Source organism: Nocardioides sp. L-11A, from assembly GCA_029961745.1.
Classification (GTDB): Bacteria; Actinomycetota; Actinomycetes; order Propionibacteriales; family Nocardioidaceae; genus Nocardioides.
The window spans coordinates 1,063,711-1,076,663 of sequence record CP124680.1; the positions used below are offsets into that span (position 1 = coordinate 1,063,711).

The 12,953-nt window shown below is 71.4% G+C and carries 12 protein-coding genes; all 12 read left to right on the forward strand.

Going from position 1 to position 12,953, the window contains the following annotated elements:
* The first annotated feature begins 15 nt into the window (after positions 1-15).
* The 12 genes from QJ852_04880 to QJ852_04935 all read left to right on the forward strand — a co-directional run bounded on the left by QJ852_04880 (position 16) and on the right by QJ852_04935 (position 12,953).
* Entirely contained in the window at positions 16-2,352 is a 2,337-nt protein-coding gene (locus QJ852_04880; protein WGX97771.1) for an arylsulfatase, read from the forward strand.
* The gene (locus QJ852_04885) at positions 2,349-3,170 is read left to right on the forward strand and encodes a formylglycine-generating enzyme family protein (GenBank protein ID WGX97772.1); all 822 of its coding nucleotides are present in this window, start codon (positions 2,349-2,351) and stop codon (positions 3,168-3,170) included. Before QJ852_04880 ends, QJ852_04885 begins: the two co-directional genes overlap by 4 nt.
* Positions 3,171-3,297: 127 nt before the next feature.
* Positions 3,298-4,578 carry a TRAP transporter substrate-binding protein DctP gene (gene dctP, locus QJ852_04890; protein WGX97773.1) on the forward strand — a complete coding sequence of 427 codons (1,281 nt, stop codon included), beginning with the start codon at positions 3,298-3,300 and terminating at the stop codon, positions 4,576-4,578.
* A gap of 59 nt (positions 4,579-4,637) precedes the next feature.
* Positions 4,638-5,204 (forward strand): TRAP transporter small permease, encoded by a 567-nt coding sequence (locus QJ852_04895; protein WGX97774.1) that lies wholly within the window; start codon positions 4,638-4,640, stop codon positions 5,202-5,204.
* Positions 5,204-6,733 (forward strand): TRAP transporter large permease, encoded by a 1,530-nt coding sequence (locus QJ852_04900; GenBank protein ID WGX97775.1) that lies wholly within the window; start codon positions 5,204-5,206, stop codon positions 6,731-6,733. Before QJ852_04895 ends, QJ852_04900 begins: the two co-directional genes overlap by 1 nt.
* A 46-nt stretch (positions 6,734-6,779) precedes the next feature.
* Complete coding sequence (locus tag QJ852_04905; GenBank protein WGX97776.1) at positions 6,780-7,979, forward strand: cytochrome P450; 1,200 nt, start codon at positions 6,780-6,782, stop codon at positions 7,977-7,979.
* A gap of 3 nt (positions 7,980-7,982) precedes the next feature.
* Positions 7,983-8,198, forward strand: a complete 216-nt coding sequence (locus QJ852_04910; GenBank protein ID WGX97777.1) for a ferredoxin — start codon at positions 7,983-7,985, stop codon at positions 8,196-8,198.
* A complete protein-coding gene (locus QJ852_04915) occupies positions 8,191-9,414 on the forward strand; it encodes a CoA transferase (GenBank protein ID WGX97778.1) in 1,224 nt (407 codons plus the stop codon). The genes QJ852_04910 and QJ852_04915 overlap by 8 nt, the downstream gene beginning before the upstream one ends.
* Entirely contained in the window at positions 9,411-10,634 is a 1,224-nt protein-coding gene (locus QJ852_04920; GenBank protein WGX97779.1) for a CoA transferase, read from the forward strand. The genes QJ852_04915 and QJ852_04920 overlap by 4 nt, the downstream gene beginning before the upstream one ends.
* Complete coding sequence (locus QJ852_04925; GenBank protein ID WGX97780.1) at positions 10,631-11,245, forward strand: MaoC family dehydratase N-terminal domain-containing protein; 615 nt, start codon at positions 10,631-10,633, stop codon at positions 11,243-11,245. The genes QJ852_04920 and QJ852_04925 overlap by 4 nt, the downstream gene beginning before the upstream one ends.
* Complete coding sequence (locus QJ852_04930) at positions 11,242-11,796, forward strand: hypothetical protein (protein ID WGX97781.1); 555 nt, start codon at positions 11,242-11,244, stop codon at positions 11,794-11,796. The genes QJ852_04925 and QJ852_04930 overlap by 4 nt, the downstream gene beginning before the upstream one ends.
* On the forward strand, positions 11,793-12,953 hold the full coding sequence (locus tag QJ852_04935; GenBank protein ID WGX97782.1) for a thiolase family protein: 1,161 nt from the start codon (positions 11,793-11,795) through the stop codon (positions 12,951-12,953). The genes QJ852_04930 and QJ852_04935 overlap by 4 nt, the downstream gene beginning before the upstream one ends.

Below are 12,953 nucleotides of genomic sequence, written 5' to 3' on the forward strand. Positions count from 1 at the left end.
TCACCTGGAGGTCCCGTGCCCGGCCAGCGTCCCTTCGAGCCCTACCGCGACTTCGACGGCGAGGTGCGCACCACGATGGCGGCCTCGACGCCGTCGTGGCCCGATCCCCCGCCCCGGCGCCCCGGTCGGCCCAATGTCGTCGTCGTGCTCGCCGACGACCTGGGCTTCTCCGACATCGGATGCTTCGGATCGGAGATCCCGACCCCCCATCTCGACGCGACGGCGGCCGCCGGAGTGCGCTACGCCAACTTCCGGGTGACGCCGCTGTGCTCGCCGACGCGGGCGGCGCTGATGACCGGGCTGAACGCGCACGCCGCCGGCATCGCCTTCCCGACCCACATCGACCCGGGCTTCCCCGGCTACCGCTCCGAGCTGCCGCTCGACCAGCCGGTGCTGCCCGAGATCTTCCGGGCCAACGGCTACGCCACCTTGATGGTGGGCAAGTGGCACCTGTGCAAGGACGAGGACTTCTCGGAGGCCGGCAGCCGGCACAACTGGCCGCTCCAGCGGGGCTTCGACCAGTACTACGGCTTCCTCGAGGCGCTCACCGACTTCCACCATCCCCACCGGCTGATCGAGGGCAACTCGGTCGTGCACGTCGACGAGTACCCCGACGACTACTACCTGACCGACGACCTGACCGACCGTGCCGTCCGGATGGTGCGCGAGGTACGCGCCGCCGATCCCGACAAGCCGTTCTTCCTCTACTTCTCCCACGGTGCGGTGCATGCGCCCATGCACGCGAAGGCCGAGGACGTCGCGCGCCACCGCGGCCGGTACGACGTCGGGTGGGACGTGGTCCGGCAGCGGCGCCTCGCGCGGCAGATCGAGCTGGGCATCATGCCGGAGGGCACCATGCTCCCGGAGCGCAACGGGGAGGACGGCCTCGACGTCGGTCCCTGGGACGACCTGTCCGCGACCGAGCGACGGGTCCACGCCCGGCAGATGGAGGTCTACGCCGCGATGGTCGAGGCGATCGACCGCAGCGTGGGCCGTCTGCGCGAGGTCCTCGCCGAGCTCGGGGAGCTGGACAACACCGTCATCGTCTTCAGCAGCGACAACGGGGCCGCCCGCCTGACCGACCAGAACCGCCCCGGCCCCAGCTGGGCCACCCGCGCCGACACCGGCACGGCGTCGTACTTCGGCTACATGCAGAACCCCGACGTGTGCGAGATCGACGAGCGGCTGCCCGAGATCCTCGACCGGCTCGGCGGGCCGACCACCTGGCCGCACTACCCGCGCGGCTGGGCGATGGCATCGAACACACCCTTCCGGCTGTACAAGTTCAGCACGCTCCGGGGCGGGCAGCAGTCGCCGTTCGTCTTCTCGTGGCCGGCGCGCTTCCCCGACGGGGGTGACGTGGTGCGCGGGCAGTACACCCACATCACCGACGTCCTGCCGACGCTGGTCGACCTCCTCGAGCTGGAGGTGCCGCTGGCTCCGGCGGCCGTCCCGGGCGCCGACCCGGCCGGCACGAGCTTCGCGGCGACCCTCGAGCAGGCCACCGCGGAGTCCGCCCACGGCGAGCAGTACACCGAGTGCGTGGGCAACCGCGCCTTCTATCGCGACGGCTGGGAGGCAGCCACCGTGCGCCGCCCGCTGACGCCCTTCGAGGACGAGACGTGGCAGCTCTTCCACGACTCCGACCCGACACAGGCCCACGACCTCGCGGACCGCCACCCGGAGAAGGTGGCCGAGCTGGTCGCCGGCTTCGACCGGGCGGCCCGGGCCCATCAGGTCTACCCGTTGGACGAGGGGTCGGGCGTGAAGTTCCTGCAGCGCCCGCCGGCGCCGCAGCCGCGGCCGGTGCGGATCCTCGCGGGCACGCCGACGCTCGAGCGCCATCGGGCCGGAGCGCTGGTGCAGGGTGCGACGTGGCGTGTCGAGGTGGACTGGACCTATCGCCCCGGCGACGAGGGCGTCCTGGTGGCCCACGGCAGTCAGGCCGCCGGCTATCTCGTCTTCGTCGAGGACGGCGCTCTGCACTACGAGCACAACGACTTCGGCACGCCACGACGGTTCGGCCCGCTGCCGCTCGCCGACGGGGCGACGGGCCTGGAGCTCGCCGTCACCACCCGCGCGGGCCGGTGGGACGCCGTGCTGCGCCTCGGCGACGGCACCACGCTGGACCTCCCGGGACTGCGCCGGTTCGGCGGGTTCTTGCCGTTCGAGGGGATCGACGTCGGGATCTGCCGCAGGTCGCCGGTCTCCTGGGAGCTCTACCGCAGGCGGCGGTCCTTCCCCTACACCGGCGAGATCCGCTCGGCCACGTATCACCCCGACCCCGACGTGGCCGCCGACCTGGCCGCGCGACTCGCCGAGGCCCGCCGTCTCGCCCTCGACACCCAGTGAGCGCGCGGGGCGACACCGTCGACCTGCCCGGCGGGCGGTTCGCGATGGGCTCCGATGCGTTCTACGCCGAGGAGGGGCCGGTCCGCGAGGTCGAGGTCGGGCCGTTCGCCATCGGCACCACTGCGGTGACCAACGCCGCGTTCGCCAGGTTCGTCGCGGAGACCGGTCACGTCACCCGTGCCGAACGACTCGGTGCGGCCGTGTTCGTCGTCCCCGACGGACCCGTCGACCTCGCCGAGCCGACCTGGTGGCACCTCGTGCGCGGCGCGTCCTGGCGCGCCCCGGAGGGCCCCGGCAGCGACGTGACCGACCGCGCCGACCATCCGGTCGTGCAGGTCGACCTCCGCGACGCCGCCGCCTACGCCGCGTGGGCCGGCGGCCGGCTGCCGACGGAGGAGGAGTGGGAGTACGCCGCCCGCGGCGGCTCGTGCGACGAGTACCCGTGGGGGCCCGTGGCCCGGCCCGGGGGAGCGGTGCCCGCCGTGGTGTGGGACGGCGACTTCCCCGTGGTCGGCCCCGCGGGGTGGGGAACGCGTCCGGTGGGCGGTCACCCGCCCAACGGCTTCGGCCTCCACGACGTCGTGGGCCAGGTGTGGGAGTGGACGACCACGCCGTACCGGGAGCGCGAGAGCGGGTGCTGTGGCCCGCGGGGGAGCGACCCGCTGGCGGCCGCGGACCCGCCGCGGGTGCTCAAGGGCGGGTCCTTCCTGTGCGCCGACAACTACTGCCGGCGCTACCGTCCCGCGGCGCGGATCGCCCTCGCGAGCGACTCCGCGAGCGCCAATGTGGGCTTCCGCTGCGCATTTCCCCGAAATTGATGCGCATGGTCTCTTGACCTGCTGGCAATCTAGGCTAATGATATTCATGGCGCGTGACCGACGTCACGACCATGAACCGAGGCCACCGAGGTGGCCGTCAGATCCGCAGGATGGAGAACCAGGTCAGATGGCTGGATTGCGAAAGTCGCAGCGGGTCAGTGTGCTGGCCGCACTGGCTGTGGTGGGGGCGACCGCCCTCACGGGATGTGCCGAATCGGGCGGCTCCACCTCGTCGGGAGGCGACGGCGTCGACGCCGGTGCCACCCTCGAGGAGTACCAGAAGGCGTTCGAGGACGTCGATCCGATCGAGCTGCGCACGCAGTCTCCTGCCCCGAAGGGCTCCGTCACCGGCGCCAACGTCGAGGCCTACCTGAACGCGATCACGGAGTGGTCCGACGGCAAGGTGACCTTCGACGTCGCCTACTCCAACGGCGTCGCGGAGCCCGGCGAGACCGACAAGGCGCTCGTCGACGGTCGTCTCGACATCGCCCAGGTGCTCCCGATCTACAACCCGTCGGAGTACCCCGCCAACAACATGCTGATCGAGGCCGGGTTCATCTCCAACCACAGCCCCGTCGCCGGCGTGCTGCAGTCGAACGCCTGGCCCAACGAGGTCGCGTTCAACACCCCGGAGATCATGGCGGAGTACGACGACCACGGCATGGTCCCGCTCGTCCCGATCTACAACTCGGGATCGAACGCGCTCTTCTGCAGCGACAAGCGCACCGGGCTGAAGGACATCAAGGGCATCACCGCCGCCTCGGGTGGCACCGCGCAGAGCCACCAGATCGAGGCGCTCGGCGGCGAGGCGACCTCCGTGCCGTACCCGGAGCTCTTCGAGAGCCTGCAGCGCGGCGTCGTCGACTGCACCATCTCCAGCCCGACGGTCGGCGTCCTCGGTGGGTTCATCGAGGAGGCGCCGCAGGTCGTGCTCGACGAGGAGGCCGGCTTCGCGCTCGCCCCGGGCGGCATGGCCTTCAGCAAGACCACGTGGGACACCCTCCCGCTCGTCGTCCAGCAGCTGTTCTGGGACCGCCTCGACGTCTTCATCGAGACCAACCTGACCGGCAAGATCTGGCCCAACACAGTCGACGCGGTGACCAAGGCCAAGGCGAGCGGCGGCGGCTTCTTCTCCTTCGACGACGACGCGCGCTCCGCGCTGCAGGGCGCCAACGAGGAGCTGCTGTCCGGTCTCGGCGAGAAGGACGCGATCGAGGACGCCCCCGCGTTCGTCGAGGACATGCAGACGGCCGCCGACAGCTGGCTCGCCGCCGTCGGCGAGGTCGGCATCGACGACGAGGTCGGGTTCAACGACTTCGACACCTGGTACGACGAGGGCAAGATCGATGTCTCGGCCTTCATCGACAAGCTGATGGCCGACGTCTTCGAGCCTCACCGCCCGAGCTGATCCTCCGCGACCGGGCCGCGCACGCGGCCCGGTCGCACCCTCTACTCCTGGAGCTCGCAATGACCGAACCGCAGCCGAAGTCACGGGCCACCCGTGCCGTGGAGCTGGCGATCGAAGTCCCGGCGGTGGTGGTGACCTTCGTGATGATGGTCCACATCACGGCCAACGCGATCAGCCGCACCTTCTTCGACAACCCGATGCCGAACACGCTGGAGATCACGCAGTACTGGTATCTGCCGATCGTCGCGTTCCTCGGCTTCATCGCCGCCCAGCTGCGGGGACAGCACGTCGCGGCCGACCTCCTCTACGAGCGGTTCCCGGCCGTGACCCGCAAGTACGTGCTCGCGGTCGTCTTCCTGCTGGCCGCCGCCGTCTCGCTCGGCTTCGCCCGCTACGGCTGGGACGAGGCCGTCCACGCGATGGACATCCGCAAGACCGCCGGCGTCAGCGACCTGCCCGCCTGGCAGCCCTACTTCCTCGCGCCCATCGCCTTCGCCTCGCTGACCGTGCAGTTCGCCTACGCCGCGATCCACGCGCTGGTGAAGGGGGCCGACGAGGGTCCGGCCGGCGACCCCGACGAGCTGCTCGTGCTCGAGCAGTTCGCCGCCGACGAAAGGGGTGCTTGATGAGCATCGACACGCACACCGCCGACGCGGTGCCGGCCGACGAGCCGCAGGCCGCGGGCTCCGGAGCGGCGCCCACCGCCGCCACGTCCCCGCCCGGCGCCGGCGCCGGCTCCTGGGTCGTCTTCACGGTGACCATGGTCTTCGTCGTCGGCTCGACGATCGCGATGTTCCTGCCGCTGGTTCCCGAGGCCATCGGCATCGCCGCGATCGTCTTGATGCTGTGCCTGATCTTCCTGCGCATGCCGGTCGCGGTCGCGATGATCATCCCGGCCCTGCTCGGCATGTATGCCCTGCGGGGCGAGCTGCTGGTCGAGAGCACGCTCACCACGCTGCCCTACAGCCAGGTCGCCGAGTGGACCCTGAGCGTCGTCCCGATGTTCATCCTGATGGGCCTGCTGCTGTGGAAGGCGGGTCTCACCGAGAGCGTCTACGCGGCCGGGCGGCAGTGGCTGGGCTGGATGCCGGGCGGCCTCGCCGTCGGCACCAACATCGCCGGCGCCGGACTGGCCTCGGTCAGCGGGTCGTCGGTCGGGACGACCTACGCTCTGGCTCGCATCGGCATCCCCGAGATGCTCAAGGCGGGCTACGACAAGAGGCTCGCGATCGGCTCGGTGATCGTCGCCGGTCTGCCCGGCCAGCTCATCCCGCCGAGCATCATGATGGTGATCTACGCCGGCATCGCCGAGGTCCCGATCGGCCCGCAGCTCCTCGCGGGCATCGGACCGGGCGTCCTGGTCGCGGTCCTGTTCACCCTGATGATCGTCATCTTCGCCCGCCGTTGGGCACCGGACGCCGGGGCCGCCACGGCGGGGGAGCCGGTCACCTGGAGCACCCGGTTCGGGAGCCTCGCCAAGATCTGGCCGGTCCCGATCCTCATCGCGGTCATCGTCTGGGGCATGTTCTCCGGCACCTTCACCGCCACCGAGGCCGGTGCCGTGGCCGCGGTCGTGTCGCTCCTCATCGCGCTCATCTGGCAGTGGGGCAAGAAGCCCCTGCGCACCATCGCCGACGGGGCCGTGGCCGCCGTCAGCAGCGTCGGCGCGATCTTCTTCATGCTGGTCGGCGTCGAGGCCCTCTCGCGGATGTTCACCCTCACCGGCATCAGCACCGGATTCGCCGACGTGGTCGAGTCGATGGACCTGAACCGGGTGTCGTTCCTCCTGCTGATGATGGTCGTCTACATCGTGCTGGGCACCTTCATGGAGCCCCTGCCGATGATGGTGCTGACCATCCCGATCCTGATGCCGACCCTGATCTCGCTCGACATCTCCCTGCTCTGGTACGGCGCGTTCGCGGTGCTGATGGGCGAGCTCGCGGTCGTCACGCCGCCGGTCGGGATCCTCGCCTTCATCATCCACCAGATCACGAAGGAGCCCGAGGTCAACCAGGGCCAGAACATCCGGCTCAACGACGTCTTCAACGCCTGCTGGTGGTTCATGCCGATGGCGATCCTGGTGACCATCGTGCTCATCTTCTTCCCGGAGATCAGTACCTGGCTGCCCGACCTGGCCTCCGACAGCGCCAAGTAGCCCGGACGAATCCCCGCAACCCTTCGAAAGGAAGGCACCTCCCGCCATGACCGAGACCCGCCGCGGCTGCCCGGTGAGCCACACCGACTACACGGGTCACGCCCCGATCCTCAGTCACTACGGCCTGCTCGACGCGGACCGCGAGGAGGCCCGCTTCCTCTACAACGACACCACCGAGCGCGGCTTCTTCATGCTGCAGCGCTACGACGACGTGCAGGAGGGGTTCCAGCAGCACGAGACCTGGACCACCGCCGTGCGCAGTGCGCTCCGGCCGGGCCTCGGCGAGCCGCTGCTCCCGCAGGACCTGAACGGCCAGCCCCACGTCAAGCTGCGCCGGATCCTCAACCAGTTCTTCGCGCCCGCCGCCGTGCGGCGCATGGAGCCGATGGCCAAGCAGCGGTGCATCGAGCTGATCGAGGAGATGAAGGGCGCGGGCAGCTGCGACTTCGTCAAGGAGTTCGCGATCCGCTACCCGACCGACATGTTCCTCGCGCTGCTAGGCCTCCCGGTCAGCGACGGGGAGCAGTTCCTCGAGTGGTCCGACGACTACTTCGGCGCGCTGCTCGCGGGCGACCCGGGCCGGGCCGAGGCCGCGAAGACCAGCATCATGAAGTACTTCGACGAGGCCGTGAACGAGCGGCGCGCCAACCCGCGCGACCCCAAGGAGGACATGGTCTCCCGGCTCGTGCAGGCGCGCATCGACGACGAGGCGCTCACCCACGACGAGATCCTCACCATCTGCCTCACGCTGATGCTCGCGGGCCTCGACACCACCCGCAGCGCCCTGGGCTACATCTATGCCCACCTCGCCCAGCACGACGCCGACCGGCAGGCGATCATCGACGACCCGACGCTGATCCCCAAGGCGGTCGAGGAGTTCCTCCGTCTCTACCCGCTGGTCTTCCAGGCGGGCCGCGAGGTGCAGGAACCGCAGGACTTCAACGGCCTCGAGCTCGAGAAGGGCGACGTGGTCTGGCTCGGCATCGCGCAGGCCAACCGCGACCCCCGGAAGTTCGAGGACCCCGACCGGTTCGACGTCGCGCGCCACAACGCCAACCAGCACCTCGCCTTCGGCGGAGGCCCGCACCGTTGCCTCGGCATGCACCTGGCTCGCCTGGAGCTCAAGGTCGTGCTGGAGGAGTGGCACCAGCGCATCCCGGAGTACCGCATCAAGGAGGGCACCGAGCTCATGGAGCGTGGCGTCCAGCTGAGCATGTCCTCCCTCCCGCTCGAGTGGGACGTCTGAGCCATGTTCATCGCCATCGACGAGAGCAAGTGCATGGGGCACGGACGCTGCTACGCCGTCGCGCCCGACCTGCTGACGGACGACGATGAGGGGTTCGTGGCCGAGCGCGGCCGCTGCTGGGAGCTCCCGGCCGACCTCGTCGGCCAGGCCCAGGACGCCGCCGATGCCTGCCCGGAGGGCGCGATCAGGGTCACGGAGGCAGCGCCCGCCGATGCTTGAGCACCTCCGCGTCCTGGACCTCACCGACGAGCGGGGCCTGCTGTGCGGGCGGCTGCTCGCCGACCTCGGCGCCGACGTGGTCCAGGTCGAGCCGGCGGCCGGCTCCACCGCCCGCCAGGCTCCGCCGGTCGCCGACGGCGCCGCCGCGAGCTCGATGTACTGGGAGACCTTCGCCGCCGGGAAGCGCGGCGCGGCCTTCGACCTCGACGACCCCGAGGCGCTCGCGCGGCTGCGCCGGCTCGCCGGCGTCGCCGACATCGTCGTCACCTCGTGGCCGCGCGAGCGGCTGGAGGCGCTCGGGCTCGACCCGGAGAGCCTGCGCGGCGACCGTCCCGAGCTGGTCTACACGGTCGTGAGCGCCTTCGGGTGGGACGGCCCCAAGGCGGGGTACGCCGACACCGACCTCGTCGTGTGGGCCGCCGGCGGGCCGCTCGCCCCCCACCGCGACGGCGACCTTCCGCCCCTGCGGATCAGCGTCCCGCAGGCCTACCTGCACGCCGCGGCCGACGCCGCGGCCGGCACCCTGATCGCGGTCCTGGCGCGGGGCGCGACCGGGCGTGGCCAGGTCGTCGACGTCACCGCCCAGGAGGCGGTCGGCGTAGCGACCCTCGCGCGCGTGCTCGCGACCGCGGTCGGCGACGACCACCCGGAGTGGCAGACCACGCCCGGGCGGCGTACCGGTGGCCGCACCGACCAGAGCGGCAGCGGCGCCGCCACGCCCAACAGCCTGAAGAAGTGGCACTGCCGCGACGGCATGGTCGAGCTGCACCTGTCCATGGGTCCGGCCGCCGGCGCGTTCACCAACAACCTCTTCGCCTGGATGAGGGACGAGGGCGCCGTCGACGAGCCGGTCGCCTCGTGGGACTGGCGCGTGGTGCCCGACCGGCTCGTCGCCGGCGAGCTGTCCCACGACGACCTCGACGTGGCCCGCGCCGCCGTGCGCGCGTTCCTGCTCACCAAGACCAAGGCCGAGGTCCTCGACGCGGCCATCCGCCGCCGCCTGCTGTGCATGGCGATCTTCGACATGGCCGACATCGCGGGCAGCCCGCACCTGGCGGAGCGCTCGTTCTGGGGGCAGGTCGACATCGGCTCCGTCGACGTCCGGATCCCCGGCCGGATGGCCCAGGTGCTCGGCCCGGAGGGGCCGCGGGTACGCGGCCGGGCGCCGCTGCTCGGCGAGCACACCGACGTCGTACTGAAGGAATGGCTGCGATGACGACCGACGCACTGTCCGGGCTGAAGGTGCTCGACCTGTCCTGGGTCGTCGCGGGCCCGCTCATCGGCCGCACGCTCGCCGACTTCGGCGCCACGGTCGTGCGGGTCGAGTCGAGCGTGCGGGTCGAGACCGCCCGCCTCATGCAGCCCTTCCACGGCGGCGTGCAGGACAAGGAGGGATCCGCGCTCTTCGGCAACTGCAACGCCGGCAAGCTCGGCCTCACCCTCGACCTCAAGTCGGAGCAGGGTCAGGAGGTCGTGCGCGACCTGGTGGCCTGGGCCGACGTCGTCGTCGAGTCGTTCTCGCCGGGTCAGCTGCGGAAGTGGGGTCTCGACTACGAGACGCTGAGCGCCGACAAGCCCGACCTGGTCATGCTCAGCACCTCGATCGCCGGGCAGCGCGGCCCGTGGTCCACGCTCGCCGGCTTCGGCAACGTCGGCTCCTCCCTCAGTGGCTTCCAGCACCTCGTCGGCTACGAGGACCGGCTGCCGATGGGGACCTTCGGGCCCTACACCGACTACGTCGGGCCGCGGCTGGCGCTGGTCACGCTGCTGGCCGCCCTGGAGAACCGGCGCCGGACCGGAGAGGGCGCCTACATCGACGTCTCCCAGGTCGAGGCGGGCGTCTTCTTCCTCTCGCCCCAGGTCGCCCAGTTCGGGTACGACGGCACGATCGCCGAGCGGCACGGCAACCGGGACCCCCGGTTCGCGCCGCACGGCGTCTTCGCGTGCCTGCCGGTCGACGGCAAGGAACGCTTCGTGGCGGTCGCCGTGCGCAGCCACCAGGAGTGGCGCGCCCTCGCACGGGCGATGGGGCGCCCCGACCTCGCCGACCGCGCCGACCTCGCGACGGACGAGGGCCGGCGGGCCGCGCAGGACGAGCTCGAGGCGGCCGTCGCCGACTGGACGGCCGGCCGGGACGCCACGGACGTCGAGCGGACGCTGCAGTCCGTCGGCGTGCCCGCCCACCTGGCCGTCACCAGCGACGACTACCCGGACGACGACCAGCTCGCGCACCGTCACCACCTCGTGGAGCTGCCGCACCCGCGGCACGGAACCACCTGGGTCGAGGGGCCGCGCTCCGCGCTGTCCGAGACACCCGGCCGACCGCGCAGCGCCGCGCCGACGCTGGGCCAGCACAACGAAGAGGTCCTCACGGAGATCCTCGGCTACGACGCCGAGCGGGTCGCCGTACTCACCGAAGGAGGGATCCTGCGATGACCGCGGCAGCGGACACCGAACAGGACTGGCAGGCCGACTGGCAGCCGGTGATCGACGCGATCGGCACGGACTTCGCCGAGGGCGCGATCACCTGGGGCGGCGATGCCGTCGAGCGCGGCGCCGTCCGCCGCTACCTCGAGCCCCTCGAGCTCGACTGCGCCCTGCACACCGACCCGGAGGTCGCCCGCGCGGCCGGACACGCCGACGTGACCATGCCGGCGACCGGCGTCATCGCGTGGACCATCCCCGCAGCGTGGCAGCCCGGCCAGGTGCTGTTCGACAGCGCCGATCGGGACGCCCAGCCCGTGCACAGCGCGATCAACAACGCCGACATGACCCTCGGGCCGCGCACCACCGGCTTCTTCGGCACCGACATCGAGGTCGACTTCCTGCGCGACGTGATCGCGGGGGAGCGGATCGGACGGCGCGGAAAGACCCTCCTGAGCTGCAAGCCCAAGGAGACCGCCGTCGGTCGGGGCGCCTTCATGACCTGGGAGAGCGAGATCGTCACCGAGGAGCTCGAGGTCGTCGGCCGGATCCGGATCGGCACCTACGCCTACGTCCCGCATGCGAAGGATGCCGGGAAGGCCGGGAAGGGAGACGCCTCGTGAGCGCCGAGACCCCACTGCTGGAGGGCCGCCGGTTCGAGGACGTCGCCGTCGGCGAGCGGCTGCCCGTCGTCGAGCTTCCGCTGACCGTCTACCGCCTGGTGATGGCCGCGGGGAGCAACCGCGACTTCAACTCGATCCACCACAACAGCGAGTACGCCCGGGCGACCGGCGCGGAGGAGATGTACGCCAACACCTCCTTCCTGATGAGCGCCTGGGAGCGCAGCGTGCGCGACTGGATGGGGCTCGCGGGCCGGATCCGCGGCATCCGGGGGTTCCGGATGCGCAGCTTCAACTACGCCGGCGACACGCTCCGCGTCGTCGCCGAGGTCGCGGCCACCCGCCTGGAGGGCGACGTCGGCGTCGTGGAGATCGCCATCCGTTGCGAGAACCGCTCCGGCGTCAGTGTCGGACCGGGCGTCGTCGAGGTGGAGCTGCCGCGTCGTACCGACGACGGGGCCACCGCCGACACGACCACCGCCGACACGACCGCCGCCGACACGACCGCCGCCGACACGACCGCCGCCGACACGACCGGACAGGAGACCCCGTGACCGCCGCCATCGCCGGACTCGGCATGACCGAGATGGGCAAGATCTACGGCCGCACCCCGACCCAGCTCGCGGTCGAGGCGATCAGCCGCGCCGCCGAGGACGCCGGGCTCGGCCTCGCCGACATCGACGGCCTCTACGTCAACCCCGGCGTCAAGAACGACACCGACCTGCGGCTGCAGTCGAGCCTGCAGATGCGGCACACCCGCCTCCTGGCGACCATCCAGGGCTTCGGCTCCTCCGCCGGCCAGATGGTGCAGTACGCCGCGATGGCGATCGACGCCGGCATGGCCGAGGTCGTCGCCTGCGTGTACGCCGACGCGCCGCTGAAGGAGGGCAAGCGCGCCGGCGCGGCGTACCCCGGCCAGGCCCGGGCGATGGAGGGTGTCGGCTCGCTGCCGTTCGCGGCCGGGCTCAAGGCCGCGCCGGAGCGGTACGCCGTGGCCGCGCGACGGCACATGGAGACCTACGGCACCACGAGCGAGCAGCTCGGCGCCGTCGCCGTGGCGGCGCGCCAGTGGGCGGCCATGAACCCGGCGGCGCAGATGCGGGAGCCGATGACCCTCGAGGACCACCAGTCCTCGCGGATGATCGCCGACCCGCTGCGGCTGCTCGACTGCTGTCTGGTCAGCAACGGCGCGGTGGCGATCATCGTCACCAGCGCCGAGCGCGCGGCCACGCTGCGGCAGCCGCCCGTCCACGTGTGGGGCTGGGGCCAGGGCCACCCGGGCTACGTCAACCGCCGCGACAGCGAGTTCGGCCTCGTCACCGGTGCCGCGCAGTCGGGTGCCGACGCGCTCTCGATGGCGGGCGTCGGCGTCGAGGAGATCGGCGTGCGGGAGCTCTACGACTGCTTCACCTACACCACGCTCATCACGCTGGAGGACTACGGCTTCTGCGCCAAGGGCGAGGGCGGCGAGTTCGTCGCCAGCGGCGCGATCGCGCCCGGCGGCTCGCACCCGACCAACACCGGCGGTGGCGAGCTGTCGTCGTTCTACATGTGGGGGATGACCCCGCTCTCCGAGGCGGTCATCCAGGCGCGCGGTCAGGGCGGCGAGCGCCAGGTGGCCGATCACGACCTGGTCATGGTCAGCGGCAACGGCGGCGTCCTCGACTTCCACTCCACCCTGATCCTCAGCCCCCACCCGAAGACGAGGTGA

Excerpts from the sequence above, each read along its gene's own strand:
- QJ852_04905 (WGX97776.1), top strand. The coding sequence starts at position 6,780 with ATGACCGAGACCCGCCGCGGCTGCCCGGTGAGCCACACCGACTACACG.
- QJ852_04900 (WGX97775.1), top strand. The coding sequence starts at position 5,204 with ATGAGCATCGACACGCACACCGCCGACGCGGTGCCGGCCGACGAGCCG.
- dctP (WGX97773.1), top strand. The coding sequence starts at position 3,298 with ATGGCTGGATTGCGAAAGTCGCAGCGGGTCAGTGTGCTGGCCGCACTG.
- QJ852_04920 (WGX97779.1), top strand. The coding sequence starts at position 9,411 with ATGACGACCGACGCACTGTCCGGGCTGAAGGTGCTCGACCTGTCCTGG.
- QJ852_04895 (WGX97774.1), top strand. The coding sequence starts at position 4,638 with ATGACCGAACCGCAGCCGAAGTCACGGGCCACCCGTGCCGTGGAGCTG.
- QJ852_04915 (WGX97778.1), top strand. The coding sequence starts at position 8,191 with ATGCTTGAGCACCTCCGCGTCCTGGACCTCACCGACGAGCGGGGCCTG.
- QJ852_04925 (WGX97780.1), top strand. The coding sequence starts at position 10,631 with ATGACCGCGGCAGCGGACACCGAACAGGACTGGCAGGCCGACTGGCAG.
- QJ852_04910 (WGX97777.1), top strand. The coding sequence starts at position 7,983 with ATGTTCATCGCCATCGACGAGAGCAAGTGCATGGGGCACGGACGCTGC.